The organism is Nocardia sp. NPDC058705 (assembly GCF_042749305.1).
Classification (GTDB): domain Bacteria; phylum Actinomycetota; class Actinomycetes; order Mycobacteriales; family Mycobacteriaceae; genus Nocardia.
This window is the reverse complement of sequence record NZ_JBHYRN010000014.1, coordinates 57,185-83,285: the sequence shown is the minus strand read 5'-3', so window position 1 is coordinate 83,285 and position 26,101 is coordinate 57,185. Positions and strand designations below refer to the sequence as shown.

Below are 26,101 nucleotides of genomic sequence, written 5' to 3'. Positions count from 1 at the left end.
TTTGGTTATCGGTAGCCAGGTAAGGTAACCTCGTTTCTCGTTGCGGTTCACTGCTCACGCAGGGGATCGACAATGAGTTCGGGCCTATAGCTCAGGCGGTTAGAGCGCTTCGCTGATAACGAAGAGGTCGGAGGTTCAAGTCCTCCTAGGCCCACTCCCGAACAGCACAGTAGGGTGGGAATCATGAAGATTGTCCTCATGGTCGGTGTTGTGATCGCAGTTCTCATCGGTGTCAGCAAATTTCGCAAGCGCGACGACGCAGACCTCTGGCGCGAGGTCACCACCCGCTGATTCGGTTGCCAACTGGTCAAGTGACCAGTAAGGGGCCTTAGCTCAATTGGCAGAGCACTGCCTTTGCAAGGCAGGGGTTAGGGGTTCGATTCCCCTAGGCTCCACATCTGTGAATTCTGTAAATCCTTCGGGCTTCGATTTTCTCCTCACCGCCGCACCGGCTGACTCCGTTTCGGCCGATTTCGCGGCGGACTGGGCGTGTCATCGCGAACGGTCTCATGATTTCGCGAGCTCCATCGACCGGGCCGCAATCGCCGGATTCGACAGTGCCGGTACCGGTCCCGCGTTTCTCGGTGGATATCAGGAAGCGCTGCACGCGTTGGTGGCCTCGCTCGATCCCGCCGAACTCTCCTCGATGTGCGCGACCGAGGCCGCCGGTGGGCGGCCGTCCACGATGACCACCGCGGTCTCTTCGGACGGCGTCGTCAACGGCACCAAATCCTTCGCCACGCTCGGTGCGTTCGCCGATCGATTTCTGGTGATCGCCCGATCGGGCACCCGCGACGACGGTAGGCCGATGCTGCGCGCCGTGCTGGTACCCGCCGGGGCCGCCGTCACGGTGACGCCGTTGCCCACGCTGCCGTTCGCACCCGAAATCCCGCACGCTGAGGTCACTTTCGATGCCGCACCGGGCGAAGTACTGCCCGGCGACGGCTACGCGGACTATCTGAAGCCCTTCCGGACGGTGGAGGACCTGCATGTGGTGGCCGCTGTGCTCGGTCAGCTCGTCCGGGTTGCCCGGCTAGCGCAGTGGCCCGCTGGGCCCGTAGAACAGCTCCTGGCGTTGTTTGCGGCGGTCCGTGGGATCGGGGCGCAGGACCCGAGCTCGCCGGGTGTACATATCGCGCTCGGCGGTGTCTTCGATCGGCTGACGGCGCTGCGCACCGAACTCGAGCCGCTGTGGGCACTGGTGGACCCGGAGGTCAGGAAGCGGTGGGAGCGTGACGTGCCGCTGCTCGAGGTGGCGGGCAAGGTGCGGGCGGCCCGGCTGGCGACCGCGTGGCGGGCGCTGGCCTGATCGCCGACAGGCGCCGATATCCCTGGTTGCCGTGGGATCGCCGGAACGTGTCCGGTGGTGACGCTCGGCGTAGGTGGTGCGCGTCAGGCGATCTGCCGAGCTGCGACCTTGCCGGAAAATGGGGAGCGGGCCTCGGCGAAGGGGGGGAGTTAGCCGAGGCCCGCGTAGGGTCGGCCCGGGGGGGAGGGGCCGACCTGAACGATCCTACGCGATACACACGGAATTGGTGTACGCGCACCGGGCGAGTTTGCGAGTTTTTTCGGCCGTTGACGCGGGTGTCGGCGGTGGTTCGGGGCGTAGTGATCGCCGGGTATTCGAGCCGGGTACCCGTCAGTTGCCTTACGGCGCGTGGAATCGCCTGGTACGCAAGGTTTTACGGGGAAAAGCCGGTGAACCTGTTCTCGTCTCGCGGGTGGCGGAAGCACAACGAAAAGGTGCTCTTGTTCGTGTGGAGAGACAGAAAATCAGTCCGATTCGCCGCGTGTCGCATCACGTCGGCATGTCGAACACAGATGTACATCTGTTCGACGGGCGCGCCGGAATTGGGGATGCGACTTGTCGGTGGGTAGGGCAATACTGGGGCAAAAGGATCGCCAACCACGACTTCAGGAGAATCATGCCCGACGCAATCGTCGCCGAGGGGCTGGTCAAACGGTATGGGAAGCTCGTCGCCCTGGACGGCCTCGATCTCTCCGTTCCGGAAGGTACCGTCACCGCGCTGCTCGGCCCCAACGGCGCGGGCAAGACCACGACTGTTCGCGTACTCACCACACTGCTCGTGCCCGATGAGGGAACCGCCACCGTCGCGGGTATCGACGTACTCAACGATCCACAGGCCCTGCGCTCACGCATCGGCGCTTCCGGCCAGTATTCCGCGGTCGACGAGTACCTCACCGGCTTCGAGAACCTCGAAATGGTCGGCAGGCTCTACCATCTCGGCACCCAGCGCAGTAAGGAGCGGGCGCGCGAACTACTCGACCGCTTCCGGCTCAGCGACGCCGCCGACCGGCCCGTGAAGGGCTACTCCGGCGGCATGCGCAGACGTCTCGACCTCGCGGGCGCCCTGGTGGCCAATCCGCCGGTGCTGTTCCTCGACGAGCCGACCACGGGCCTCGACCCGCGGGCCCGGCTCGACCTGTGGGACGTCATCGAGGAGCTGGTCGCAGGCGGCACCACGCTGCTGCTCACCACCCAGTACATGGAAGAAGCGGACCGGCTCGCTGATTCGATCGCGGTGATCGACCACGGCAAGGTGATCGCGCGCGGCACCGCCGACGAACTCAAGGCGCTCGTCGGCGGCGACCGGATCGAACTCACCGTCGGCGCCGTCGATCAACTGGCTGTCGCCCAGCAGGTGCTCGGCGGGCTGGCCGACGGTGAGATCCACGTCGAACCCGGCCTGCGCAAGCTCACCGTGCCGGTCGCCGACGGGTCACAGGACCTCGTCGCCGCCATCGGCAAGCTCACCGAGCACAAGGTGACCATCAACGACGTCGCCCTGCGCAGACCCTCGCTCGACGACGTCTTCCTGACGCTCACCGGGCACGAGGCCGAAGAACTCGTCAACGGCGAACCAGAGGCACAGACCGTTGGCGCCGCGGAAGGAAAGAACCGATGACCGTCACGCTGGACAAGCACGGGGTGGAGCAGCTCCCGCTCGGTGAGCGACTGTCGATGGTCGTGAGCGACAGCATCACCATCGCCAAACGCAATGTCATCAAGATCAAGCGTGTGCCCGACGTGCTGATCTTCACCACGATGTCGCCGATCATGTTCGTGCTGATGTTCGCCTACGTCTTCGGCTCGGCGATCAAGGTCCCTGGCATGGAAGGCGGCTACCGCGAATACCTGATCGCGGGCATCTTCGTCCAGACCGTGGTGTTCGGTGCCTCGTTCACCGGCGCGGGCCTGGCCGAGGACATGCAGAAGGGCATCATCGACCGGTTCCGGTCCCTGCCGATGGCGTCGTCGGCGGTGCTGGTCGGGCGCACGATCAGCGATGTGGTGATCAACATCGTCAGCCTGGTGGTGATGTCGCTGACCGGTCTGATCGTCGGCTGGCGCATCCGCGGGTCGTTCCTCGACGCGGTGCTCGCCTACGCGCTGATGCTGCTGTTCGCGTACGCGCTGTCGTGGATGATGGCGGTGGTCGGCCTGCTGGTCCGGGCACCGGAGGTGTTCAACAACGCCAGCTTCATGGTGATCTTCCCGCTCACGTTCCTGTCCAACGCGTTCGTGCCGATCAACGATCTGCCGGGTCCGCTGCGGGTGTTCGCCGAGTGGAACCCGATGTCGGCGGTCACCCAGGCAGTCCGTGACCTGTTCGGCAACACCTCACCACTGGCGCCCACCTCGGACGCCTGGTCGATGCAGAATCCGGTGACGACCTCGCTGATCTGGATCGTGGTGATCCTGATCGTGTTCGTTCCGCTGGCTCAGATCCAGTACAAGAAGTCGGTCAGCCGCTAGACCGAACCTAGTGCGCCGAGCCGTTGCGTGAATATCCCAGCCGCGGCGGCTCGGCGGCCGGTTCGGGCAGTTGTGGGCGCTTGGCGCGGGCCAGGTAAGCCAGGGCGCCCGCCCCGGCGAGTGCGATCGACGCGAGCAGCGGATTACGAAGCTTCATTCCACCACTGTGGCACAACCGATTCAGCCGTGCCGCGTGGCACCATAACTCCCGTGACCTCACCCAACCAGACGGCCGTGGCAACTCTGCACACCAACCACGGCGATATCAGGATCGCGCTTTTCGGCAACCACGCCCCGAAGACGGTGCGCAACTTCGTCGGGCTCGCCGACGGCACCGCGCCGTACTCCACCGTCAACGCCGGCGGTACGGACAGTGGCCCGTTCTACGACGGCGCCGTCTTCCACCGGATCATCCCGGGGTTCATGATCCAGGGCGGCGACCCGACCGGCACCGGCCGTGGTGGGCCGGGCTTCGAGTTCGCCGACGAGTTCCACCCGGATCTGCGCTTCGACCGCGGCTATCTGCTCGCGATGGCCAACGCGGGGGCGGGCACCGCCACCAATGGTTCACAGTTCTTCATCACCGTCGGCGCGCAGCCACACCTCAACCGCAAGCACTCGATCTTCGGCGAGGTGGTCGACCCCGATTCGCGCAAGGTGGTCGACGCGATCGCCTCGGTGAAGACCGATCGCAATGATCGTCCCGCCGAGCCCGTGATCATCTCGGGCGTGACGATCGACTGATCACAGCTCAGAAAAAACTCCCCGTCGCAGATGATCGCGGCGGGGAGTTCTCTATTGCTTCACGTGAAACAACGCTGTGTTATTGGCGGCTGGCGCCGCGGTTCTCGGCGCTGAACTCCACCTCTTCCCTCCCTACGGGCACTCCTTCGTCGCAGGAGTGACGAGTCAGCTCTAACCGGGACCCTTCGGTCAGTCCATCGGTGGAGGCGCGCCGAGAACACAGGGTGTTACGCGACAAAGCCGTTGACCACCAACGTGTCGTAGACGTCGTGGGGGTTGGTGCCCAGGTCCCAGCGGCCGAAGATCAGGAGGCGTTCGGTGTCGTCGTGGCGGACGTCTACCTCGAGCATCGCGGTTTTGCGGCCGATGCGGCGGTAGGACACCATCCGGATCCGGTCGATCCGGTCCAGGGGGTATTCCTGAGAGCCGGTGAGTGTGCCGACCACCAGGCGCGGCGCGGAGCCGGGGATCATGGTCAGTCGGGGGCGCTGGCGGATACCGAGCGCGGCCATTGCCAGTACGGCGACCGCGGCGAGGCCGACGAGCAGCCTGCTCGGCCCGTCCTGAGCCAGGATTGCGACCACGACCAGCAGTAATCCGCCGCCGGTGACGGCGAGCAGGCCCGCGACAGGGGTCGACCACGAGACGGGTTGTGCGTCGTTCACGTGGTGGTTCGCCCCTCTATCCTCGAGTTGTGCACAGGGTTATCCACAGGTGTGCATGAATAACACGCGTGTAATCCGCGCGATCAGCGCCAGCGCATGGTCATGATCAGGCCGACGACCATCAGGCCGAACCCGATCAGAAAGTTCCACGCGTTCAGGTCGTTCATGAAGCCGATGTGCTCTGCGGCCAGGTAGTAGACGATCAGCCACACCAGGCCGGCGAGCATGAAGCCCAGCATGATCGCGACGTACCAGACCGGCGACGGGCCCGCTTTCACCTTCACCGGCGTGCGGCTGGCGGGGCTCGGGGTGTAGTCGGCCTTCTTGCGGACCTTGGACTTGGGCATGACGTCCTCGAATTCGGAGTACAGGTTATTAACCAGGCTATCCCACCAGGGATCTCATGACGTATCGCACCAGGTATGTCACGACGTAATGGATGCGACGACCCACTGGATAGCCAGATACCCTCTACGCATGCGTGTATTGGTCGTCGACAACTACGACAGCTTCGTCTTCAACCTGGTGCAGTACCTCGGCCAGCTCGGGGTCGATGTCGTGGTGTGGCGCAATGACGACGCCCGCCTGGATGATCTGGACACCCTGCTCACCGTCGGTGACGAAGGCGGCACCTTCGACGGCGTATTGGTGAGCCCCGGCCCCGGCAGCCCGGATCGGGCGGGCGCGAGCATTCCGCTCGTGCACGCGGCCGCGAAGCACAACAAGCCGTTGCTCGGCGTGTGCCTCGGGCATCAGGCGATCGGCGAGGCGTTCGGCGGCACCGTCGACCGGGCGCCCGAACTGCTACACGGGAAGACCAGCGAGGTGTTCCATCTCGGTTCCGGTGTGCTGGCCGGGCTGCCCGACCCGTTCACCGCCACCCGCTACCACTCCCTGACGGTTCTCCCGGAAACCATGCCCGAGGAACTGGTCGTCGTCGGCCACACCGAGAGCGGCATCGTGATGGCCATGCGTCACCGCACCCTGCCCATCCACGGCGTGCAGTTCCACCCGGAGTCGGTGCTCACCCAGGGCGGTCACCGGATGCTCGCCAACTGGCTCGAGGTCTGCGGCGAACGGCCGTCGGAAGCACTCGTCTGCGCGCTCGAGGCGGAGGTTGCCGCGCTGGTGACCAAATGAGAGTTCTGCTCTCTGTTGCCACGAGTCTCGACGGGTACATCGATGACGCGAGTGCGCAGCGACTCCTGTTGTCGAACGCCGCCGACTTCGATCGGGTCGACCAGATCCGTGCCGAGTCCGATGCCATCCTGATCGGTGCGCAGACCTTGCGCTCCGACAATCCGCGGTTGCTGGTGAACAGTGCCGAGCGACGCGCCGCGCGGGTGTCGGCGGGCAAGCCGGAGTATCCGGTGAAGGTGACCGTGACCGATTCCGGCGATCTCGATCCGCATCTGCGCTTCTGGCACACCGGCGGCGAAAGGCTCGTCTACACCTCCGACGCGGGCGCCGCGAAGCTGGCCGACCGGCTGAACGGACTCGCCGAGGTGATCAGTCTCGGAGAGCGGCTCACGCTCACAGCCCTCGTCGACGACCTCGACAAGCGCGGTATCCACAGGCTCATGGTCGAAGGCGGCACCGGCATGCACACCGGTTTCCTCGCTGCCGACCTGGTCGACGAGATCCGCCTGGCGATCGCCCCGATTCTGGTCGGCGACCCGGCGGCGCCGCGCTTTGTCGGACCGGCCGAGTTCCCAGGTGGCACAGGTCGCAGGATGCACCTGGCGGGTGTGGAACAACTTGGGGATGTAGCTGTGCTGAACTACCTGGTCAGCCCTGATCCCGACCACCGAAACTAACTGGTACCGCGAACAAAATCACCGCATTGACCTGGGAAAATCCTGTTGTTCACAGTTTGCGGACAACTTTGCTCCACACCTGAACATGACCGATTCCACATCACGCCGGGGTTGTGGATAACTCGCTGACCACAGGGGAAACCATGAGCCACGACGACACCGACCACCGGTTCATGCACAGGGCGATAGAACTCGCCAGGAACTGTCCCCCCAGCCCGACGGCCTATTCGGTGGGGGCCGTCATCGTCGCCGACGGCGCGGAGATCGCCACCGGCTTCTCCCGCGAAACCGACGAGAAGGTGCACGCCGAAGAGGCCGCACTGAACAAGCTCGACCCCGCAGACCCCCGCCTGACCAGGGCGACGATCTACAGCACTCTCGAACCGTGCTCCACCCGCGCCACCGCGACCCGGCTGCCGTGCACCGACCGCATCCTGGCCGCGGGCATCCCCACCGTGGTGATCGCCTGGCGAGAGCCGAGTCTGTTCGTCGCCGCCTGCGAGGGTGTGGACAAACTCCGCACCAACGGCGTGCGAGTGGTGGAGCTCACCGACCTGGCCGCCGAGGCCATGTCGATGAACAACCACCTGGACCTGAGTTAAGGCCGCCCGTAGATGGCGGTCACGAACTCCCCGAGCTGATTGTCGTCGAGGTGCCGGGCCAGATCGGCTTCGCTGATCATCCCTACGAGGCGCTTGTCCTCGATCACCGGCATCCGCTTCACCCGGTGCGACTCCATCTGATCGAGCACGTCTTCGACATCGGCGTCCGCGCTGACCCACCGCGGGGTCGCCTCGCACAGTTCCGCCGCCGTCGTCAGATCTGGGGAAAGACCGAGCGCGACGCACTTCACCACGATGTCGCGGTCGGTGATGATGCCGCACATGCGCTCGTCGTCATCGGCGACGACGATCGAGCCGACACCGAGATCGGCCATCGCCGTGGCCGCGGTCGCGACGGTGTCACCGCGGGTGATCCACTGCGCACCGGGCTTCATGATGTCCCTGGCTGTGGTCATAAAGGGCTACCTCCTCGGTCAGCAAAGCTGGGTGGGATGAAGCAGCCCTATTCTGCGCCCGCAGACCAGCGGCAGGCGCGTTCGCCATCCAATCGAGACCTCAGCGCGGGATCGGCGAAGCTCCTACGTGCAGCACCACATTGCCGTTGAATACCACCGTCGAACCGGCCGCCGGGTTCTGCCCGACGACCTTGCCCGAGGCATTGCCGTCGAGCGTGATCACCGTGGTCTGGCTGAGCTGACCCGTCCAGCCCTCGGCTCTGAGCTTCTCCTGGGCCTGCACCGGCGTGAGCCCGGTCAGATCGGGGACGGTGATCCGGTCACCGGAGGAGACATGGACCGTGATGGTCGAGCCCTTCTCCGCGTTGGTGCCGCCTGCCGGGTTGGTGGCGAGCACCTGGCCCTTGGGCAGCGGGGATCTGATCTCCTTGATCTCGACCGTGAACCCGGCGGAATCGACCAGATTCGGCTGTGCGATGGAGATGTCCTGGCCCACCACGCTCGGCACGCGCACCTGTTCGGGCCCGCCGCCGATGGTGAGAACGATCAACTGGTCGATGTCGACCCGCACGCCCGCGCTCGGTTCCTGCGCGATCACCTTGTCGATGTCGGTGGTACTCGACGGCTTGCGCGCGACATTCGGATCGAGTTGCAGCCCGATCGAATTCAGCTGTCGTTCGGCATCGGCCTGACTCATGCCGAGTAGTCGCGGCAACTCCACCTGTGTCGGCCCGGTCGACACCTGCACGGTCACGGTGCTGCCCTCGTCGATGCGCGAACCTCCGAGCGGCTGGGTCGCGATCACATTGCCCGGCGCCACTTTGCCGTCCGGCTTCTCCTGGACGGCCACATAGAAACCGGCCTGCCTCAGCGCGGTCTGCGCCTGCTCGGAGGTTTTGCCGGACAGGTCGGGAACCGCCACCTGATCGGGCTTGCTACCGGGCCCGACCAGCACCCAGAACAGCCCGAACGCCACCGCCAGCGCGGCCGCCAGACCGAGCGCGATCAACCCGGTGCGGTTGCGTTCCTCACCGGCGGGCCCCACAGCGGGGTGTTCGGAAGTGTCGTCGCGGCGGTCGTGAAAGTGGTGTGGTCCGGGGTCGTCGTCATAGTCGTAGTCGCCGCGGTCTTCGTCGTTCATCACCATCGGCGCGCTCGGCTTCTGCCCGCCGAGCACCCGGATCAGGTCGGCGCGCATCTCCGCGGCCGTCTGGTACCGGTTGGCCGGGTTCTTGGCCATCGCCTTGAGGATCACCGAATCGAGCTCGCGCGGCACGCCGGGATTGACCGACGACGGCAGCGGCGGGTCTTCCTTCACATGCTGGTAGGCGACCGCGACCGGGGAGTCGCCGGTGAACGGCGGCTGCCCGGTGAGGATCTCGAACAGCACACAGCCGACGGAGTACACATCCGAGCGCGCGTCGACGGTTTCGCCGCGCGCCTGCTCGGGTGAGAGGTACTGGGCGGTGCCGATCACCGCGGCGGTCTGTGTCATCGGGTTGGCGCTGTCGGCGATCGCGCGGGCGATGCCGAAGTCCATCACCTTCACCGCACCGGCGCGGTTGATCATGATGTTGGCCGGCTTCATGTCGCGGTGCACGATCCCGGCCTTGTGGCTGAAATCGAGCGCGGCGCACACGTCGGCCACGACTTCCATCGCCTTGCGCGGCGCGAGCGGGCCCTTGCCGCGAACGATGTCGCGCAGGGTGTCGCCCTCGACGTACTCCATGACGATGTAGGGCAGCGGGCCGCCGTCGACGGTGGCCTCACCGGTGTCGTAGACGGCGACGATCGCCGGGTGGTTCAGTGCGGCCGCGTTCTGGGCTTCGCGCTTGAACCGCAGGTAGAACGTGGGATCGCGGGCCAGATCGGCCCGCAGTACCTTGATCGCCACGTCGCGGGACAGCCGCACGTCGCGGGCGCGGTGCACCTCCGACATGCCGCCGAACCCGATGATCTCGCCAAGCTCGTACCGCGAGGAGAGATTCTTCGGGGTCGTCATGGTTGTCCTATTGTCGGGCCCAGGACCGTGTCGCTGTTGGGAAACGGCAGGTCGAAGGTGGGCAGCCGAGGGCGACCCGCGGTGGTGGTGCCCGCGGCCGGTTCCGTCGTGACCGGCGGTTTGGTGGTCTTGGGCGGCGTCGTCGTCGGCTTGGGCTTGGTGGTGGTTTCCGGCGGTGTCGTCGTGGTCACCGGGGGTTCGGTCGTGGTGGTCGGCGGCTCGGTGGTCGTCGTCGGACGCGGCGGCTGCGTCGTGACCGGCGGTTCCTCGGAGGTCACCGGCGGCGGCACCGGACGAGTGGTGGTCACCGGCGGGGGCAGCGGCCTGGTGGTCTGCACCGTCGTGGTCGTGGTGGTCGAACCCCGGTTCGGCTCACCGCCGAACAGCACCCACAGCACGATGCCGCCGAGCGCGAGTGCGCCGACGCCGAGCGCGATCAGCCACTTCTGGTTGTTCTTGGCGTTGCTCGCCGGGACCGGCGTCGGCGCGGACGCCTGGGTGGCCGGGCCGCTGTAGCCACCGGTCGGCGGACCGACCGGACCGCCGGGCTGATGGCCGAAGCGCATGGTCGCGCCGTCGTAGTCCTGGGCTGCCGCGGCGGCGGGGATCGCCACGGTCGGCCCGGGCGGAAGCACCCTGGTCGCGCCGGTCATCGACGAACCGGTGGCGCCACTGGGGAGCGGCGGCATGTGCCCGGCGCGCACGGCGGCGACGGCGTCGGCGAACTCGCCACCGCTGGCGTAGCGCTGCAGCGGGTCCTTGGCCATCGTGATGGCGATCAGTTCGTGCACGTTCGCGGGCAGGTCGTCGGGCATCGGCGGCGGCGCGTCGCGCACGTGCTTCATCGCGACGGTGATCGCGCCCTCACCGGTGAATGGGCGGACGCCGGCCAGTGCTTCGTAGCCGACGATGCCGAGTGCGTACACGTCCGAGGCCGCGGTGGCGTCCTCGCCGACGGCCTGTTCGGGCGCGATGTACTGGGCGGTGCCCATCACCATGCCGGTCTTGGTCACCGGTGAGGCGTCGACGGCCTTGGCGATGCCGAAGTCGGTGATCTTCACCTGACCCGTCGGCGTGACCAGGATGTTGCCCGGCTTCACGTCGCGGTGCACCACACCGGCCGCGTGCGCGACCTCGAGTGCGCGCCCGGTCTGCTCGAGCATGTCCAGACCCTGGACGACCGAGAGCCTGCCCATCCGGTTGAGCACCGCGTTGAGCGGTTCGCCCTGCACGAGCTCCATCACCAGGTACGCGGTCTCGCCGCCCGACGGGTCGGCGGTCTCGCCGTAGTCGTAGATGCCCGCGATCCCAGGGGCGTTGAGCTGCGCGGTGGTGCGCGCTTCCACCCGGAACCGCGCACGGAAGGTCGGGTCGGCGGAGAACTCGGTCTTGAGGACCTTGACCGCTACCCGGCGGTCGAGCCGGGTGTCCATCGCCTCCCACACCTGACCCATACCGCCGGTGGCGATGAGCCGCTGCAGGCGGTAGCGATCGGCGATCAAAGCACCGTTGTTCAGCATCGGGGCCCCCGTGTTGTCACTCGCACACTCATTTCGTTCAGCCCCCTGCCAGGCCCGCGTCGAGCACAGACCTGGCGATCGGTGCTGCCACCGAGCCTCCGGTGGCAGCCAACTGCCTGTCGCCGCCGTTCTCGACGATCACCGCGATGGCGATCTTCGGGTTCTGCGCGGGCGCGAAGGCCATATACCAGGCGTGGGGCGGGGTGTTACGGGGATTACTGCCGTGTTCGGCGGTTCCGGTCTTGGACGCGATCTGGTACGACGAGCGTCCACCGCCCGCGGTGTTGGCCTCCGAGGCGACCATCAGATCCTTCAATGTCGACGCTACCTGCGGCGTCACGGCCTGTCCGACGCTGACCGGCTCGGACTTGCTGAGTTCGGACAGATCGGGCGCCTGGGTCTGGTCGACCAGGTACGGCTGCATCCTGGTGCCGCCGTTGGCGATGGTCGAGGCGACCACCGCGATGTCCAGGGGGGTCACCGACACATCGCGCTGGCCGATGCTCGACTGGCCGAGTGCGGCGTTGTCCGGGATCGGTCCCACGGTCGACTCGGCCACCGGGATCGGCACCCCGCGGTGCGGGCCGATGCCGAACGCGGCGGCTTCGTCCTTGAGCTTGGCCGCGCCGACCTTCACGCCCAGTTCGACGAACGCGGTGTTGCACGAACGACGGAACGCTTCGTAGAGGCTGGCCGTCGGCTGGTCGCCGCAGGTGCTGCCGTTGTAGTTCTCCAGCGTGGTGCTGGTGCCGGGCAGGGTGATGTTGGGCGCCGCGGTGAACTGGGTGTCGACGCCGGCGAGACCGTTCGACAGCGCGGCCGCGGTGACGATGGTCTTGAACGTCGACCCTGGCGGATAGGTCTGCGAGACAGCGCGATTGAGCATCGGCTGAGTGTCATCGGTGCTCAGCCGCTCCCAGGCAGCCCGCCCCGCCGCGCCGTCGTGGCCCGACAGCTCGTTGGGGTCGTAACTCGGCGTGGAGACCATGGTCAAGATCTTGCCGGTGCTCGGCTCGATCGCCACCACGGCACCGGTGTAGCCCTTCGACGTCATCTGCTCGTAGGCGACCTGCTGCATGATCGGATTCAGCGTGGTGAGCACGTTGGCACCGCGCGGATCGCGTCCGGAGAACATGTCGATGAGCCGACGGCCGAACAGGCTGGAGTCATTGCCCGACAGCAGCGGATCCTCGGCCAGCTCCAGCCCGGTCTTGCCGTACTGCATCGAGTAGAAGCCGGTGATCGGCGCGTAAGCCGGTGGCAGCGAAGGGTATTGGCGCAGGTACTTGTACCGGTCGTCGGTCGCGACCGAACCGGCGAGCACGCTGCCGCCCGCGGAGATCTGACCGCGCTGGCGCGAGTACTCGTCGAGCAGCACCCGCACGTTGCGCGGATCGCTGCGCAGATCGTCGGCCTTGACCACCTGCAGGTAGGTCGCGTTCACGAGCAACGCCACCACCATCACCATGACGGCGACGGCGACGCGACGCAGAGGCGTGTTCATTCGCTCACCCTGCTTTCCGGCCTGCGCACCAGTTCCGTGGCCGCGTCGGCGATCGGGGCGGGCGCGCGCTTACGGGTCGGTGCCGGTGCGCGGGCCGCATCGGAGATCTTGATCAGCAGCCCGAGCAGCGCGTAGTTCGCCAGCAGCGACGAGCCGCCGTAGGAGATGAACGGCGTGGTCAGACCGGTGAGGGGAATCAGTTTGGTGACACCGCCGACGACTACGAAGATCTGGATCGCGATGGTGAAGGAGAGGCCGGCAGCGAGCAACTTGCCGAAGCTGTCACGCACGGCCAGTGCGGTGCGCAGCCCGCGGACGATGAAGATCAAGAACAGCATCAGCACGGCGGTGAGCCCGATCAGGCCCAGTTCCTCGCCGATGGTGGTGACGATGAAGTCGGTCTTGGCGAAGGGCACCTGCTGGGGCCGTCCGCTGCCCAGCCCCGTGCCAGCGAGCCCGCCGGTGGCGAAACCGAACATCGACTGCGAGATCTGATACCCGGTGTTGTTGTAGTCGTCGAACGGGTGCAGCCAGGTGTCCACGCGCACGCGCACGTGTCCGAACAGCTGATAGGCGAATACGAAGCCGAGCGTGAGCAGTCCGCCGCCGATGATCAGCCAGCCCACCCGCTCGGTGGCGATGTAGATCATCACCAGCACCGTGCCGAAGATGAGCAGCGAAGTGCCGAGGTCCTTTTCGAGCACGAGCACGCCGATGCAGACGACCCACACGATCAGGACCGGGCCCATATCGCGCGGTCGCGGCCACTCCATGCCGAGGAAATGCTTGCCCGCCGCGGTGAACAGGTCACGCTTGGCCACCAGCACGCCCGCGAAGAAGACGATCAGCAGGATCTTCGCGAATTCGCCCGGCTGCATGCTGAATCCGGGCAGCCGGATCCAGATCTTGGCGCCGTTGACTTCGGAGAACCGGCTCGGCAACAGTGCCGGAATCGCCAGCGCGACCAGGCCGACCAGGCCTAGTGTGTAGGTGTAGCGCGCCAGCGTGCGGTAGTCCCGCAAGACGATGAGCAGGGTGATGAACACCACGATGCCCAGGCCGGTCCACATGACCTGCTGGTTGGCGTCGGGGGAGGGGATCGCGGTGGCGTCGTACGCCGCCTTCTGCGCGTCCGCGAGATCGAGCCGGTGGATCAGCACCAGCCCCAAACCGTTGAGCAGCGCCACGATCGGTAGTAGGAGCGGGTCCGCGAACGGCGCGAACCGGCGCACCGCGAGATGAGCGATGCCGAACAGCGCGAGGAACGCCACCCCGTACTTGGCGATGTCGGTGGTGATCGACTGTTCCTGGCTCGCCTCGACGATGAACAACGACACCGTCGTGATACCCGCCGCGCCCGCCAGCAACAGCAACTCCTGGTTGCGTCGCGTCGACGGCGGTGGCGCCGGCGCGAAGCCGCCAGGGGGACTGGGGAACGCCCCAGCCGACGGTGATGGCGGTGCGGACATCAGTCCGTCACCCGGCAGTCCGCCCCTGAGATCTGCGGGGTTGTCGGGGGTGCGGTCGTGGTGGCCGGAGCCGGGGTGGTGGTCGGTGTCGCGGGCTGATCAGGGCCGGGCGTCGGCACACCGCCGGGGGGCACCTGGGTCTGCTCGGGCGGCAGCACACCGGGCTGTGGCACCGATTCCTTCTTCGCGCACACCGGTAGGAGTTCGTCGCGCGCCAGCACTTTCATGCTGCCGCGCGCCTTGTCCAGCGAATCCGGCGGCAGGCTCTTCTGCACCTGGTCGCGCCCGGTCTGCTTCAGGTCACTGACCATCAGCGTCTTGCAACCACTGGGCCCGGACTTACCCGCTTCGAGCAGCGTGAGCTCGCCCTTGTTGTTCACACAGCCCGTGAGTTCCACATCGTGGATGGAGTAGCCGAGGATCGAACCGGGCAGACCGCGCATCACGACCACCCTGTCGTCGTCGGCGCCCACGTAGTAGTTGCTGCGAATCATCTTGTAGCCCACCACGAGTCCGATGGCGACCGCGGCGATCAACGCCAGCGACAGCAACAGCCAGCGCAGCTTGTGCGACTTGGTCTCCACCGGCGGCGGGGTGGCGGCGGCCCGGCGCGGTTGCGCGCGCGGCGGACGCATGGCGGCGGCGCGCCCGGCGGCGGTGTTCGGCGGCGGGGCGTCTTCCTCCTCCTCGGTGGAGGCGGCACCGGCGAGGATCGGGTGGCTCTGGCCGTAGTCGAGGTCGATCACATCGGCGACCACGACGGTCACGTTGTCGGGACCGCCCGAGCGCAAAGCCAATTCGATGAGCCGGTCGGCGCACTCGTCGGTGTTGCCCTCGCGCATGGTGTTGCCGATGGTCTCGTCGCTCACCACGTCGGAGAGTCCGTCGGAGCACAGCAGATACCGGTCACCGGCGCGGGCTTCGCGCATGATCAGCGTCGGCTCGATCTCGTTGCCGGTGAGGGCGCGCATGATCAGCGAACGCTGCGGGTGGGTGTGCGCCTGCTCGGCGGTGATCCGGCCCTCGTCGACCAGCGACTGCACGAACGTGTCATCGCGGGTGATCTGGGTCAGTTCGCCGTCGCGCAGCATGTACGCCCGCGAGTCACCGATGTGGACGAGGCCGAGCTTGCGGCCCGCGAACAGGATGGCGGTGAGCGTGGTACCCATGCCGTCGAGTTCGGGTTCGGCCTCGACATGGTCGGCGATGGCCGCGTTGCCCGAATGCGTGGCGTGGTCGAGCTTTCCGAGGATGTCGTCGCCGGGCTCGTCGTCGTCGAGATGCGCCAGCGCGGCGATCATCAACTGCGAGGCCACTTCTCCGGCGGCGTGCCCACCCATGCCGTCGGCCAGCGCTAACAGGCGTGCGCCCGCGTAGACCGAATCTTCGTTGTTGCCCCGGACGAGTCCGCGGTCGCTTCGCGCGGTGTAGCGCAGAACAAGAGTCACGATCGCAGCTCGATCACTGTTTTGCCGACCCGGACAGGAGTACCGAGCGGAACGCGGACGGCGGTGGTGACTTTCGCGCGGTCGAGATAAGTGCCGTTGGTGGAACCGAGGTCTTCCACGTACCAGTCGTCACCACGCTGAGACAGTCGCGCGTGCCTGGTCGAGGCGTAGTCGTCGGTGAGTACCAGCGTCGAATCGTCGGCGCGTCCGATGAGAACCGGTTGCGTGCCGAGGGTGATCCGAGTGCCGGCGAGTGAACCATGAGTCACCACTAGATACTTGGCGCCCTTCTGGCTTCGGCTGAAGGAGGGCAGACCGATGGACCCGCGGGAACCGCGAGCTGCCCTCGGCTGTATCCGTATGCCGGATGCCGCGTAGATATCGCTGCGCAAGGTCCGCAGAACGGCCCAGACGAACAACCAGAGCAGCAGCAGGAATCCCGCGCGGGTCAATTGCAGGATCAATCCCTGCACGGCGTTCCACCTCCTGTTCGCCCGGGTACGTCGGTACGGCAGGTGCGGGGCGAACCACCCCCACCAGCGTGCTGGCTTGCGGGCCCCGAGGTCGGGACCGTGCGTGTAATGGCAGCATCATAGAGCCGACAGCGTCGACTCTAGACGTGCACCGCGCAGCTTACGGGATCAGACGATCCGGATCAGGATCTCGGAATGTCCGGCCCGGATGACGTCGCCGTCGGCGAGCTGCCAATCCTGCACGGGGGAACCGTTGACGAGCGTTCCGTTGGTGGAACCGAGGTCCGAGAGCATGGCCGTCTGGCCGTCCCAGCGCACCTCGATATGACGACGCGAGACACCCGTGTCGGGTAACCGGAAGTGGGCGTCCTGGCCGCGGCCGATGATGTTGGAACCCTCGCGCAGCGCGTAGGTGCGGCCGCTGCCGTCGTCGAGCTGCAGGGTGGCCGAGTAGCTCGACTGGGCGGAGGCGCCGTAGCCCGCGCCCTGCTGGCCGTAACCCTGCTGGCCGTAGCCCTGCGGGGCGGGCTGGGCGTAGCCGCCCTGCTCCTCCTGGCCGTAGGCGGGCTCGGCGTAACCGGGCTGCGCGCCGTAACCCTGCTGGCCGTAGCCCTGCTGCTGCGGTTCGGCGTAGCCCTGCTGGCCGTAGCCGCCCTGCTGGTCGTAACCGGGTTCGGCGTAGCCCTGCTGGCCGTAACCGGCCTGCTGGCCGTAGCCCTGCTGCGGTTCGGCGTAGCCCTGCTGGCCGTAGCCGCCCTGCTGGTCGTAACCGGGCTCGGCGTAACCGGGCTGCGCGCCGTAGCCGCCCTGCTGACTGTAGGCCTGCTGGCCGTAGCCGCCCTGCTGGTCGTAACCGGGCTCGCCGTACGCGGGCGCGGCGCCGTACCCGGCCTGCTGGCCGTAGCCCTGCTGGGCGGGGGCGGCGGGGTCGTAGCCGTTCTGGTACTCGCCGCCGGGCTGGCCGTACGCGTCGTATCCGGGCTGCGCCTCGGGCGCGCCGTAGCCACCGCGGCCGTAATCGTCGGCCGGGTAGGGAGCCCCCGCCGCGCCTGCGGGCGGCGGTGCGTACCCGCGGTTGCGTGGATCGGACTCCGCGGGCTCTCGGCTTGGCTCGTAGCCTGAGTTATGCGTCATGGGGCCAGCTCCTGGTTGCGGGTGTGCGGGTCGTTGTGGCGGTCCGGGGCGAGGTGGGGCCGTCCCACGACCGGCGTCGGGGTCGACGCGGCCGCTCGCTCTGAACATTCCGGTGTGCAGCGTAGGTGATGCCTCGAACGCCACGTGTACTTCGCCGTAGGTCTGCCAGCCTTGCTCGCGGATGTAATCCTGCAGGTGTTTGGCGAACGCTTTGGTCGTCAGGTCGTGATCGGCATCGAGCTTGCCGTGATCGGTTTCGTTGATCGTGATCACGTAACTGTTCGGCGCGAGACGATGCCCGCCCTCCAGATCCTGGATCTGATCTGCGGCTTCCTGCTGCAGCGCGGCCTCCACCTCCTGGGGAACCACACTGCCGCCGAACACCCTCGCGAACACGTCACCGACGGCGCCCTGCAAGCGACGCTCGAATCTCGACACGATGCCCATCACAGCCCTCCCTTCGGTGCGCGTGTCCGCCCTCCTCGACACGCTCGTTACGGCGTGTCCGGACCTGACCACGTTCCTTGCATGATATCCACGATCCTCCACCTGGGTAACTCCCGGCGGCGCCCCCCGGTTCCCTGACCGATATCCACGGCATCACCGCAGGTCAGCGAATCGATTTTATTTTCGCCCGCGGGGCATGTTAGATTTTTCCAGTCGCTCGGGCGAGTGGCGGAATGGCAGACGCGCTGGCTTCAGGTGCCAGTGTCCGTAAGGACGTGGGGGTTCAAGTCCCCCTTCGCCCACCAGACTAAAGGCTCGATCCTCTTGGATCGGGCCTTCAGTCATTTCAGGGCTCAGGGGCGGGCGATGCGGAGCAGAGCGGCCCGCAGATCCGGTCGGGGGGCTTGTGAGTCCAGCTCGAGTAGTGCAGTTTCCGCGATGGCCGCTACCAACAGGACGGCGACCGGTGCCGCGTCGGACCAGCCCATCGCCGTGAGGTCGGTGGTGATCAGGGTGGCGGCCGCGCTGTTGCGGACGGCTACTTCGGTGGCAAGGCCCGCGTCGGTTCTGGCCTGTACTAATAGGCCCTTGGTCGCGGTGGCGGCCAGACAGCCGTCGAGGTAGGCGGCGATCCCGGCCGCCAGGTGTTCTTCGCCGGGCGGTCGGTCGGCGGTCGCCGCGGCGACCTGGGCGTCGAGGTCGTCGTGGAAGGCGCGGTGCAGGGCGAGTATGTAGGCCTCGCGGCTCGGCCAGTGCTGGTAGAAGCTGCCCTTTGCCATATTGGCCTCGGCCGCGATCGCGTTGACCGAGAGCTTGCTCAGATTCTCGGTGGCCAGAAGCTGCCTGCCCGCGTTCAGGAGGGCGCGGCGCCCGGGTTCGGCGGATCTCATTGCCGCATTCCAGCACGGGTGGTGAGAAATTCGCGCACGGACTCCAGGAACAGGTCGGGGGCCTCGGCGAACGGTTCGTGCCGGGTGGGCAGCACCGACACGGTGGCGTGTGCCAGTGCCGCGCCGACGCCACGACGGTTCAGGAACCACGGATTCGACGGGTCGTTGCGTCCCCACACCACCTGGACCGGAATCTCGGGCAGCAACTGACCGGCCGCGGGCAGGTCGAATCGCGGGTTGTCGAAGCTGCGCCAGAGACTGCGGTAGACGGCGAGGCGGACCGGATCGCCGGGTATCGCTCGCGCCCGTTCGAAGATGGCCCGCACCCCGCCACGGTCGAGCGGGCCCAGATACATCCGCGCGTTCGGGACCACGAACCGCCCCGCGACCGCGCGACTGGCGACCGCGCGAATGAACGCCCTGGTCAACAGGTTTCGCGGCGCGAAGCCTGCCGGCTGTACGAGGACCAGCCCGCGCACCAGTTCCGGCGCACGCTCGGCCAAACGCACCGCCGCGTAGCCGCCCGCGCTGTTGCCGATCACCGTGAACGCGCGGAAACCGTTCCCCTCCAACGTTTCCACGGCTTCAACGGCGACTTCGGCGAGCGCGTCGATGGTTATCGCCGCTGGGTCGTGCACGGTCGAGTCGCCGTATCCGGGCCAATCGAGCGCGGCGATCGCCCAGTCCGGTGCCAGCGCTGCGATGATCTCGTCGAAGTCGCGGTGGTCGCCCGGATTGGCATGCAGCAGAAGCAATCCCGGTGCCTCTCCCGGTGGTTGACCACTCAGGTGTACCGCGACGTCGCCGTAGGTAGTCGGGACGATCAATGTCTCGGGAAGTCCCATGTTCCGACGATAGCTATGACCGACCGGTCGGTCAAGAGTCCGGCCGACTTGTTCCGCCGATGGTTGTGCGTGCGATATCAGGCCTTGCGGGCGATCAGAAGATGGTGCGGAATGGGCGGATTCGCCAGGGTGCGCTGTTCGACGGTCAGATCGGCGGCGGTGAGCGCCGCGATGACCTCCGCGACGGGACGCAGCGTGAATCCATAAGGGGTGAACGGCATTTTGGCCATCGCTTCCGGATCGCCGATACCGATCACGACCGTGCCACCCGGCCGCAACACGCGCGCGAGTTCCACGCAGGCGGCGGGCAGGTCGTCGAGGAAGTAGATGGTGTTGACGGTGATCGCGGCGTCCAGGCTCGCATCGGGGAGGGGGAGAGCGGTGAGGGTGCCGTCGGCGAGGGCGAGGCGGCCCTCGGCGACTTCCATGGCGAAACGGCCGCGGGCGCGGGCGAGCATGTCGGGGGACGGCTCGATGCCGTGGACCACGCCCTCGGCGCCGATGCGGGCGAGCAGCAACTCCAGCCCGACCCCGCCGCCGAAGCCGATGTCGGCGACCGTCGCGCCGGTGGTGGGGGCCGCGGCATCGACGGCCGCCGCGATGGCACGTTTGTTGCCGCGATTGAGCACGAACGCCACGCCCTTGCCGAGCACACCGTGCGGGTTGCCGAGCTGGCCGGCGATTGTCGTGAGCAGGCGATCTCTGACCCCGGTCATGTCGTTATCGTAGGCGCGATCTCCGCACCGTCGATGCCGCGGCGTGATCGGAATACTTTTCTCCGACCCGGAATTCGGGTTCGATACCGACCGTGTCGTCTGTAATCCGTGCTCTCGTCCTGGCCCTCGTATCGGCGTGCGTCTGGTCGGGGCCCGCGTCGGCGGAGCCGGTGACCGGTCCGCTGGCGACCAATCCTTTCCTCGGCCCACTCGGCACGGCGACGATGCACGGGGACGCGGGGTCCTCGGATGTGACGCCCCTGGCCGGGCCTGTCGCGGGGGCAGGCGTCACGGTGTATCCGCTCGGGGCGGCGTGCCCGACGCTGCTCGAGGGCTCGGACGGTTTGGTGGTCGCGTTGTGCACCGCCATCGCGGGGCAGACGCCGACGGTGTTTCTGCTCGACGCGGGAGGGGCGCTGGCTTCGTTGCCGTTGGCCAAGGGGAGCCTGCTCGGCGGGGTGTACGCCTATCTCGACAACGAGGATCGGCTGGTGGTCGTCGATGGTGGGCGGCAGCTGTTGCGGGTCGCACATGTGCGGGGTGCGGACGGTGCGTGGCGGTTGTCGGCCGCTGTGCAGGCTGATCTGAGTGACGTGATTGCGTTGGGCGACAACGTGACCGGGCTGGTTCCCGATCAGTCGGGCAACGTGTGGTTCGCGACGGGCAAGGGTGTTGTCGGGTTCGTCGGACGGGATGGGGGCCTGGAGACAGTGGCGTTGCCGTCGGGGGAGTCGGTGGCCAACAGCATCTCGTCGGCGCCCAATGGCGGTGTGGCCGTGGCCAGTACACACGCGCTGTACGAGTTGCGTGCGAAAGCCGGTCAACCAGAGATTCTTTGGCGTGCCGCCTACGACCGTGGGTCCGCGCGCAAACCCGGACAGCTCAGCTGGGGCACCGGCTCCACGCCGACCTACTTCGGCCCGGTGCGCGGCGACGAATACCTCGCCATCGTCGACAATGCCGACGATCAGGTGCGCCTGATCGTGGCGCGTTCCGGTTCGGGCGAGCAGGTCTGCTCGGTGCCGATACCGATCGGCGGCAGCGAGAATTCACCGATCGCGATCGGTTCGTCGATCTTCGTCGCCGGCACCTACGGCTATCCGTACCCCGCTGTTCCGGAGGGCGCGGGGGCCGCTGTTCCCGCGAGCGCGCCGTTTCGGGGCGGACTGAGCCGGGTCGACATCACCGAGGGCGGATGTGTCCCGGTGTGGGACAGCCCGATCCGCAGCGCGGCCGTTCCGCGGCTGTCCCTCGCCGATGGCGGTATCCACACGCTGCGCCGGATCGGACCCGATCTGACAACCCCCCTCGACGGATTCGAGTATGTCGTTCTCGATCCGCAAACCGGCGTCGTACGCACCTCCACACCGCTGCCGGGGACTGTCGCCGAGGATCCGCTACAGATGGCCGCGCTCATCACCCACGGCGGTGCGCTGTGGCAGGGAACCATCACGGGGATCATCCGCGTCGGCTGAGGAAGTCGCACGTGCGCGCAACATGTGGCGCTGTGTTCCCTCGATCGCCGACACACTCTCGCCGACGCCTGATTGCCACCGCGTATGCCCCGACCTCGGCGAAATAGTCCCTGATACCCGCAGGTGAGGCGAAGGTCACACTTGGTGTGTCACCGCGTATTCCGGGTGTTCTCCTGCCGATTTCGAGCTGTTCGGCGGACCTTTCGCAACCGGTCATCCGCTCAGTTAGAGGCCTCGAATGCGGTGTTTCACCCCGATTGCTGAGTATCGATCTTGTTTGCAGGGTAGTAAACAAACTCTAGGTCTCTTTTAATGTTCCATGTGATCGGCAACTGTAACTCCGTTGCTGTTACCGCAGGTGAACGGCTATGGGGTGACCCCGGTGTGATCCGGGGCAACCCCGCCGAACATTCGCTCGAGGTAGCTGTCGAAGGCGGGTGACTCGTTTTCGAAGGTTTGCCGGGGGTGAATTCTCGGTGCCGCCGACTGCTCGATCGAGGCGGTGCCGGAAGTTTGCTGCAGGTCTGAAAATCGGTGCGTCCACCGGGCTTCGCAGGTTCGCGATTCCTACCCCGGACCTGCGCGTTGGGGGTTGCGTGGGCATAACGATTGTGTACAGTTGACGGTAACGCTGGCCGCAGTTCGAGCCCGACTCGCTGCGGCCAGCGGAACTCAAATGGGGGAGTTCTTCACCGTCTTGTAACCTTCCGTAGCTGCCCGTTGTCCGGTGCTGTCCCCGCCGGGTGTGCTCGGAGTTGTCGGCCTCACAGATGCACGCACAGATGCGAGGTCAGCGCGTCTGCGCCGGTGCCGCCAACCACTGCTGCGCCGGATCCGGCAGCGCGACCGGCACTACGGATTCCGCGTCCTGTTCCTCGGCCACCCGCCTGCCGATCACGAACACGTAGAACAGGAACAGCGCCTCGGCCGCGAACCCGAGCCCGATCCGCACCGGCACGGGCAACGGGCTCGGCGTCACGAACCCCTCCAGCAGTCCACACACCAGCAGCACCCCCACCAGCCCGAGCGCCACCGTCGCCGTCGCACGCCCCTGCCTGGCCATCGCGACCGCCCTGCTGTCCCGTCCCGGGTCCACCAGCGTCCAACCGAGCTTCAACCCCACCCCGCCCGCGACGAACAGCGCGGTGAGCTCGAGGGTGCCGTGCGGCAGGATGAAGCCGAAGAACGAATCCAGGCGCCCCGCATCGGCCATCAATCCACCGGTTATCCCCAGATTCAGGGCGTTCATGAACAATGCGTACACAGCCGGGAGGATCAGTACACCGGTGAACAACGCGATCGCCGAGACCAGTGAGTTGTGGGTCCAGACCTTCGCGGCGAAGGCCTCGTTGGGGTGCTCCGAGTAGTACGTTTCGAACTTTCCCCCAGGTCCAGTGATGATCGACAGATCACCCCTCGGTACCCCCAAGGCATCGCGTGCCGCCCCCGAACTATCCACAAGCACCGCGATCACGCCCGCGACGGCCAGGAAAATCGCAGTTGTCCCCAACCACCACGGCCACGCTCTGTACACAGCCGCGGGAAAGTGATGGGTGAAGAACCGGCCCACCTCGCGCCACGGTTGTGAGCGCGCCGCCAGCACCCGTCCGCGCGCCCTGGCCACCAGCGCGCTGAGCCGGTCGACGAGCTCCGGATCCGGGTGGTGCCCCTGCAATCTCGCCAACTGCTGCGAGGTGGACCGGTAGAGCCGGACCAACTCGTCGGCGTCGGCACCGGACAACTTGCGCTGGCGAACCAACTGATCGAGCCGATACCAAGACCGTTGACTCGCCCAGCTGTAGGCATCGGTGTCCATATCGGGAATGCTAGCCACATGGCTGAATTCACTACCGGCGAAGCGGTGGCGCTCGAGCTCCCCATCGCGCGCATCCCCAGCCGTGCGGGCGCTTTTCTACTCGACCTCATGCTCCAACTGGCCCTCGCCGCGACGCTGGCCTATGCCTTCACACTCGTGCTGATCTTCACCGACGCCGACACGGCCTGGCTGTCGGTGACGATGGTCCTCACGCTGGTGACGGTGCTGATCGCCTACCCCGTGGTGAGCGAAACCGTCTCGCGCGGGCGGTCACTGGGCAAGCTGGCCTTCGGCTTGCGGGTGGTGCGGGCCGATGCCGGGCCGATCGATTTCCGGCACGCGCTCACCCGCGGCCTTGCGGGCGCGATTGTGGATTTCTGGATGCTCGGTGCGTTCGGCGCGGTCGCGGTTGTCACGTCGCTGTGTTCGCGCGAGGGCAAGCGGGTGGGTGATGTGCTGGCTGGAACGGTAGTTGTCCACACCCGACAGGCCATGCCGATGCCCTCGCTGGCCGTCGCGCCGCCGTGGTTGGCGGCCTGGTCGGCGCAGCTGGATCCGAGCGGGATCTCCGACGAACTCGCCGCCGCGGGCCGCCGGTATCTGACCAGGCTCCCGACGCTGACGCCGCCCACACAGCACTATTTGGGCGTCCAGCTCGTCGAGGAGATGTGTGCGGCACTGCGCTGCCCGGTGCCGACCGGCTACCCGCCGTACCACGTGCTCGGCGCGATTCTCGCTCGGCGACAGCAGCTTTCGCTGGCGTAGTCCACAGCCTGTGGATGAAACTCCTGTGGATGAACTGCGGTATCTCGAAGGCCCTGTTCTCGGCGCGCCTCTGCCTCTGGACTGAGTGGAGGGTGCGACGAAGGAGTACCCGGAGGGAGGGAAGAGGCAGAGTTAAGCGCCGAGAACCGCGGCCCCGGCCGCAAATAGGCAGAGCCTGTGGATGAATCTGTTGGTGAGTCGGTGGATGAGCTGTGAGTAGCGGTGGAAACTGCAGTTATCCACAACTAGGTGCGGTTGTGCACAATTCGCCGATGTCCACTGATTCAGAGTGAACCGGACTGCTTCAGTTCGAGGTACTCGTCGGCCAGTGCCTCTGGCAGCTGATCGGGGGCCGCGACCACCACGGAAACTCCGCGCCGCCGCAGCGATTCCTGCACGAGAGCGCGTTCGGCCAGCACGGTTTCGGCGGCGGCCGCGGTGTAGACCTGCGAACGATCGCCCGCCGCCGCGGCGATATCGGGATCGATGACGGAGACGATCAGCACCCGGTGACGCTGCGTGAGCGTCGGGAGCGCGGGCAGCAGGTGTTCGGTGACGGTCGGCCCGTCGAGACTGGTGAACCACACGATCAACGCCCGCCGGCGAACCCGCGAGATCACCGTGCGGACCAGCCCGGAGGTGTCGGTGTCGACCAGCTGTGGAGTAACGCCCGCGAGGGTGTGCATAAGTTTCAACGGCAGCTGATTGCCGCCCACCCCACTCACTTCCGCGCGCACTCGCCGGTCATAAGCCACCAGGTCGACCGTGTCGCCCGCGGCCGCGGCCAGCCCACCGAGCAGCAGGGCCGCTTCGATCGAACTGTCGAGGCGGGTGCCCTCGCCGACGCGCCCCGCACTCGCGCGCCCGGTGTCAAGGACCATCAGCATGTGCCGGTTGCGTTCGGGCCGCCAGGTCCGCACCAGCACGTCGGCGGCGCGCGCGGTGGCCCGCCAGTCGATACTGCGCACGTCGTCCCCGGCCACGTACTCGCGGAACGAATCGAACTCGGTGCCCTGCCCGCGCGTATTGGCGACATTGCGGCCCTCGAGGTGGTGTAGCCGCTTCACCTTCGAACGCAGCAGTCGCTCACTGCGAAACGCGGGCAGCGCGCGCACCCTGGCGGGCACGTCGATCCGGCTCTGCCGTCCGGCCAGACCGAGTGGACCGAGCAGCCGCACCGTCACCGGGCCCGCGACACGGTCGCCACGATAGGTGGGAGTCAGCTTGGTGCGCAGTCGGATTCGCGTGTGCGGTGCCAGATCCAGGTGCTGGTTGCGAATGTCGGCGCGTGCGCTGTCGGGCCAGGCGTCCCACAGCAGTCCGCGCACGGTGGCTGTACCGGCATTGGTGACCACCAGTTCCACCTCGGTGCTGCGACCGAGCCGCACCACCGTCAACGGATCGCGGGTCAGCGACAGCGAATCCGCCCGCGCCGTGAGCGCGACATCCACGAGCAGCAACGCCACCAGCAGCGCGGACGCGCCGAGCACCCCGACCCACGTCGGCACCACGAACATCACCACCGCCGCCGCGACCGTGGCGAGCAGCGCGAACCGACCTGTGACCACCACGTCG

The 26,101-nt window shown here is 66.9% G+C and carries 26 protein-coding genes and 3 tRNA genes; 13 read left to right on the top strand and 16 right to left on the bottom strand.

The genetic code is table 11. From position 1 onward, the window contains the following. The first annotated feature begins 80 nt into the window (after window positions 1–80). From ACFW6D_RS17925 to ACFW6D_RS17900, 6 genes are all read left to right on the top strand, one after another. Window positions 81–154, top strand: a tRNA-Ile gene (locus tag ACFW6D_RS17925). Window positions 155–183: 29 nt separating this feature from the next. Continuing rightward, a complete protein-coding gene (locus ACFW6D_RS17920) occupies window positions 184–291 on the top strand; it encodes a DLW-39 family protein (protein ID WP_211300361.1) in 108 nt (35 codons plus the stop codon). Window positions 292–322: 31 nt separating this feature from the next. Then, window positions 323–395: transfer RNA gene (locus tag ACFW6D_RS17915), tRNA-Ala, on the top strand. Between the two features lie 5 nt (window positions 396–400). Next, window positions 401–1,309: an acyl-CoA dehydrogenase family protein gene (locus ACFW6D_RS17910; RefSeq protein ID WP_379329423.1), complete on the top strand. Its 909-nt coding sequence runs from the start codon at window positions 401–403 to the stop codon at window positions 1,307–1,309. A 616-nt stretch (window positions 1,310–1,925) separates the two neighbouring features. Continuing rightward, entirely contained in the window at window positions 1,926–2,927 is a 1,002-nt protein-coding gene (locus ACFW6D_RS17905) for an ATP-binding cassette domain-containing protein (RefSeq protein WP_379329421.1), read from the top strand. Between the two features lie 56 nt (window positions 2,928–2,983). Continuing rightward, a complete protein-coding gene (locus ACFW6D_RS17900; protein ID WP_379237432.1) occupies window positions 2,984–3,778 on the top strand; it encodes an ABC transporter permease in 795 nt (264 codons plus the stop codon). Window positions 3,779–3,785: 7 nt separating this feature from the next. Here the strand turns inward: ACFW6D_RS17900 and ACFW6D_RS17895 are convergent, their stop codons facing one another. Next, window positions 3,786–3,935, bottom strand: coding sequence for a hypothetical protein (locus ACFW6D_RS17895; RefSeq protein ID WP_170112099.1), 150 nt, complete (start codon window positions 3,933–3,935; stop codon window positions 3,786–3,788). Window positions 3,936–3,988: 53 nt separating this feature from the next. On the opposite strand from ACFW6D_RS17895, the gene ACFW6D_RS17890 reads away from it, so the two are divergent. Next, window positions 3,989–4,522 carry a peptidylprolyl isomerase gene (locus ACFW6D_RS17890; protein ID WP_379329419.1) on the top strand — a complete coding sequence of 178 codons (534 nt, stop codon included), beginning with the start codon at window positions 3,989–3,991 and terminating at the stop codon, window positions 4,520–4,522. Window positions 4,523–4,749: 227 nt separating this feature from the next. Here ACFW6D_RS17890 and ACFW6D_RS17885 read toward each other — a convergent pair whose 3' ends face one another. Both ACFW6D_RS17885 and crgA read right to left on the bottom strand, forming a co-directional pair. After that, entirely contained in the window at window positions 4,750–5,187 is a 438-nt protein-coding gene (locus ACFW6D_RS17885) for a PH domain-containing protein (protein ID WP_379329417.1), read from the bottom strand. Between the two features lie 83 nt (window positions 5,188–5,270). After that, window positions 5,271–5,534, bottom strand: a complete 264-nt coding sequence (gene crgA, locus ACFW6D_RS17880) for a cell division protein CrgA (protein ID WP_378910628.1) — start codon at window positions 5,532–5,534, stop codon at window positions 5,271–5,273. Window positions 5,535–5,664: 130 nt separating this feature from the next. Between crgA and ACFW6D_RS17875 the strand changes: the two genes are divergently transcribed. The 3 genes from ACFW6D_RS17875 (at window position 5,665) to ACFW6D_RS17865 (ending at window position 7,606) form a co-directional block, all read left to right on the top strand. Continuing rightward, on the top strand, window positions 5,665–6,327 hold the full coding sequence (locus tag ACFW6D_RS17875) for an aminodeoxychorismate/anthranilate synthase component II (protein ID WP_379329415.1): 663 nt from the start codon (window positions 5,665–5,667) through the stop codon (window positions 6,325–6,327). Further along, window positions 6,324–7,004, top strand: coding sequence for a RibD family protein (locus ACFW6D_RS17870; protein ID WP_379329413.1), 681 nt, complete (start codon window positions 6,324–6,326; stop codon window positions 7,002–7,004). The genes ACFW6D_RS17875 and ACFW6D_RS17870 overlap by 4 nt, the downstream gene beginning before the upstream one ends. Window positions 7,005–7,147: 143 nt before the next feature. Then, a complete protein-coding gene (locus ACFW6D_RS17865) occupies window positions 7,148–7,606 on the top strand; it encodes a deaminase (protein ID WP_379329411.1) in 459 nt (152 codons plus the stop codon). On the opposite strand, the gene ACFW6D_RS17860 is transcribed toward ACFW6D_RS17865, so the two are convergent. The 8 genes from ACFW6D_RS17860 to ACFW6D_RS17825 form a co-directional block, all read right to left on the bottom strand. Then, a complete protein-coding gene (locus tag ACFW6D_RS17860; protein WP_379237358.1) occupies window positions 7,603–8,022 on the bottom strand; it encodes a CBS domain-containing protein in 420 nt (139 codons plus the stop codon). The two genes, ACFW6D_RS17865 and ACFW6D_RS17860, sit on opposite strands and share 4 nt — an antisense overlap. Before the next feature lie 100 nt (window positions 8,023–8,122). Continuing rightward, the gene (pknB, locus tag ACFW6D_RS17855) at window positions 8,123–10,024 is read right to left on the bottom strand and encodes a Stk1 family PASTA domain-containing Ser/Thr kinase (RefSeq protein ID WP_379329409.1); all 1,902 of its coding nucleotides are present in this window, start codon (window positions 10,022–10,024) and stop codon (window positions 8,123–8,125) included. Next, complete coding sequence (locus ACFW6D_RS17850) at window positions 10,021–11,544, bottom strand: protein kinase (protein WP_379329407.1); 1,524 nt, start codon at window positions 11,542–11,544, stop codon at window positions 10,021–10,023. The genes pknB and ACFW6D_RS17850 overlap by 4 nt, the downstream gene beginning before the upstream one ends. A gap of 37 nt (window positions 11,545–11,581) precedes the next feature. Continuing rightward, window positions 11,582–13,048 (bottom strand): peptidoglycan D,D-transpeptidase FtsI family protein, encoded by a 1,467-nt coding sequence (locus ACFW6D_RS17845; RefSeq protein WP_379329405.1) that lies wholly within the window; start codon window positions 13,046–13,048, stop codon window positions 11,582–11,584. Next, window positions 13,045–14,517, bottom strand: coding sequence for an FtsW/RodA/SpoVE family cell cycle protein (locus ACFW6D_RS17840; protein ID WP_379237366.1), 1,473 nt, complete (start codon window positions 14,515–14,517; stop codon window positions 13,045–13,047). Before ACFW6D_RS17840 ends, ACFW6D_RS17845 begins: the two co-directional genes overlap by 4 nt. Further along, complete coding sequence (locus tag ACFW6D_RS17835; protein WP_379329403.1) at window positions 14,517–15,965, bottom strand: PP2C family protein-serine/threonine phosphatase; 1,449 nt, start codon at window positions 15,963–15,965, stop codon at window positions 14,517–14,519. Before ACFW6D_RS17835 ends, ACFW6D_RS17840 begins: the two co-directional genes overlap by 1 nt. Then, window positions 15,962–16,438, bottom strand: a complete 477-nt coding sequence (locus tag ACFW6D_RS17830; RefSeq protein ID WP_379329401.1) for an FHA domain-containing protein — start codon at window positions 16,436–16,438, stop codon at window positions 15,962–15,964. The genes ACFW6D_RS17835 and ACFW6D_RS17830 overlap by 4 nt, the downstream gene beginning before the upstream one ends. A gap of 168 nt (window positions 16,439–16,606) precedes the next feature. Then, on the bottom strand, window positions 16,607–18,019 hold the full coding sequence (locus ACFW6D_RS17825; protein ID WP_379329399.1) for an FhaA domain-containing protein: 1,413 nt from the start codon (window positions 18,017–18,019) through the stop codon (window positions 16,607–16,609). Window positions 18,020–18,238: 219 nt separating this feature from the next. Between ACFW6D_RS17825 and ACFW6D_RS17820 the strand changes: the two genes are divergently transcribed. Then, a tRNA-Leu gene (locus ACFW6D_RS17820) sits at window positions 18,239–18,324 on the top strand. Between the two features lie 48 nt (window positions 18,325–18,372). On the opposite strand, the gene ACFW6D_RS17815 is transcribed toward ACFW6D_RS17820, so the two are convergent. From ACFW6D_RS17815 to ACFW6D_RS17805, 3 genes are all read right to left on the bottom strand, one after another. Next, the gene (locus tag ACFW6D_RS17815; protein WP_379329397.1) at window positions 18,373–18,909 is read right to left on the bottom strand and encodes a TetR/AcrR family transcriptional regulator; all 537 of its coding nucleotides are present in this window, start codon (window positions 18,907–18,909) and stop codon (window positions 18,373–18,375) included. After that, window positions 18,906–19,754 carry an alpha/beta hydrolase gene (locus ACFW6D_RS17810; protein ID WP_379329395.1) on the bottom strand — a complete coding sequence of 283 codons (849 nt, stop codon included), beginning with the start codon at window positions 19,752–19,754 and terminating at the stop codon, window positions 18,906–18,908. Before ACFW6D_RS17810 ends, ACFW6D_RS17815 begins: the two co-directional genes overlap by 4 nt. A 77-nt stretch (window positions 19,755–19,831) precedes the next feature. After that, entirely contained in the window at window positions 19,832–20,470 is a 639-nt protein-coding gene (locus ACFW6D_RS17805; protein WP_379329393.1) for a class I SAM-dependent methyltransferase, read from the bottom strand. Between the two features lie 92 nt (window positions 20,471–20,562). On the opposite strand from ACFW6D_RS17805, the gene ACFW6D_RS17800 reads away from it, so the two are divergent. After that, window positions 20,563–21,945, top strand: coding sequence for a hypothetical protein (locus ACFW6D_RS17800; RefSeq protein ID WP_379329391.1), 1,383 nt, complete (start codon window positions 20,563–20,565; stop codon window positions 21,943–21,945). A gap of 790 nt (window positions 21,946–22,735) precedes the next feature. On the opposite strand, the gene ACFW6D_RS17795 is transcribed toward ACFW6D_RS17800, so the two are convergent. Continuing rightward, a complete protein-coding gene (locus tag ACFW6D_RS17795) occupies window positions 22,736–23,761 on the bottom strand; it encodes a stage II sporulation protein M (RefSeq protein WP_379329389.1) in 1,026 nt (341 codons plus the stop codon). A gap of 18 nt (window positions 23,762–23,779) precedes the next feature. Here ACFW6D_RS17795 and ACFW6D_RS17790 point away from each other — a divergent pair, with 18 nt between their 5' ends. Beyond that, on the top strand, window positions 23,780–24,526 hold the full coding sequence (locus tag ACFW6D_RS17790; RefSeq protein WP_379329387.1) for an RDD family protein: 747 nt from the start codon (window positions 23,780–23,782) through the stop codon (window positions 24,524–24,526). 284 nt (window positions 24,527–24,810) lie between these two features. Here ACFW6D_RS17790 and ACFW6D_RS17785 read toward each other — a convergent pair whose 3' ends face one another. Beyond that, entirely contained in the window at window positions 24,811–26,097 is a 1,287-nt protein-coding gene (locus ACFW6D_RS17785; RefSeq protein ID WP_379329385.1) for a DUF58 domain-containing protein, read from the bottom strand. Between the last annotated feature and the right edge of the window lie 4 nt (window positions 26,098–26,101).

Bases quoted from the DNA above. Each gene is read 5' to 3' on its own strand.
- ACFW6D_RS17920 (WP_211300361.1), top strand. From the start codon at position 184: ATGAAGATTGTCCTCATGGTCGGTGTTGTGATCGCAGTTCTCATCGGT.
- ACFW6D_RS17905 (WP_379329421.1), top strand. From the start codon at position 1,926: ATGCCCGACGCAATCGTCGCCGAGGGGCTGGTCAAACGGTATGGGAAG.
- ACFW6D_RS17900 (WP_379237432.1), top strand. From the start codon at position 2,984: ATGGTCGTGAGCGACAGCATCACCATCGCCAAACGCAATGTCATCAAG.
- ACFW6D_RS17895 (WP_170112099.1), bottom strand. From the start codon at position 3,935: ATGAAGCTTCGTAATCCGCTGCTCGCGTCGATCGCACTCGCCGGGGCG.
- crgA (WP_378910628.1), bottom strand. From the start codon at position 5,534: ATGCCCAAGTCCAAGGTCCGCAAGAAGGCCGACTACACCCCGAGCCCC.
- ACFW6D_RS17875 (WP_379329415.1), top strand. From the start codon at position 5,665: ATGCGTGTATTGGTCGTCGACAACTACGACAGCTTCGTCTTCAACCTG.
- ACFW6D_RS17870 (WP_379329413.1), top strand. From the start codon at position 6,324: ATGAGAGTTCTGCTCTCTGTTGCCACGAGTCTCGACGGGTACATCGAT.
- ACFW6D_RS17865 (WP_379329411.1), top strand. From the start codon at position 7,148: ATGAGCCACGACGACACCGACCACCGGTTCATGCACAGGGCGATAGAA.
- ACFW6D_RS17860 (WP_379237358.1), bottom strand. From the start codon at position 8,022: ATGACCACAGCCAGGGACATCATGAAGCCCGGTGCGCAGTGGATCACC.
- pknB (WP_379329409.1), bottom strand. From the start codon at position 10,024: ATGACGACCCCGAAGAATCTCTCCTCGCGGTACGAGCTTGGCGAGATC.
- ACFW6D_RS17850 (WP_379329407.1), bottom strand. From the start codon at position 11,544: ATGCTGAACAACGGTGCTTTGATCGCCGATCGCTACCGCCTGCAGCGG.
- ACFW6D_RS17845 (WP_379329405.1), bottom strand. From the start codon at position 13,048: ATGAACACGCCTCTGCGTCGCGTCGCCGTCGCCGTCATGGTGATGGTG.
- ACFW6D_RS17840 (WP_379237366.1), bottom strand. From the start codon at position 14,517: ATGTCCGCACCGCCATCACCGTCGGCTGGGGCGTTCCCCAGTCCCCCT.
- ACFW6D_RS17825 (WP_379329399.1), bottom strand. From the start codon at position 18,019: ATGGGCATCGTGTCGAGATTCGAGCGTCGCTTGCAGGGCGCCGTCGGT.
- ACFW6D_RS17815 (WP_379329397.1), bottom strand. From the start codon at position 18,909: ATGAGATCCGCCGAACCCGGGCGCCGCGCCCTCCTGAACGCGGGCAGG.
- ACFW6D_RS17810 (WP_379329395.1), bottom strand. From the start codon at position 19,754: ATGGGACTTCCCGAGACATTGATCGTCCCGACTACCTACGGCGACGTC.
- ACFW6D_RS17805 (WP_379329393.1), bottom strand. From the start codon at position 20,470: ATGACCGGGGTCAGAGATCGCCTGCTCACGACAATCGCCGGCCAGCTC.
- ACFW6D_RS17795 (WP_379329389.1), bottom strand. From the start codon at position 23,761: ATGGACACCGATGCCTACAGCTGGGCGAGTCAACGGTCTTGGTATCGG.
- ACFW6D_RS17790 (WP_379329387.1), top strand. From the start codon at position 23,780: ATGGCTGAATTCACTACCGGCGAAGCGGTGGCGCTCGAGCTCCCCATC.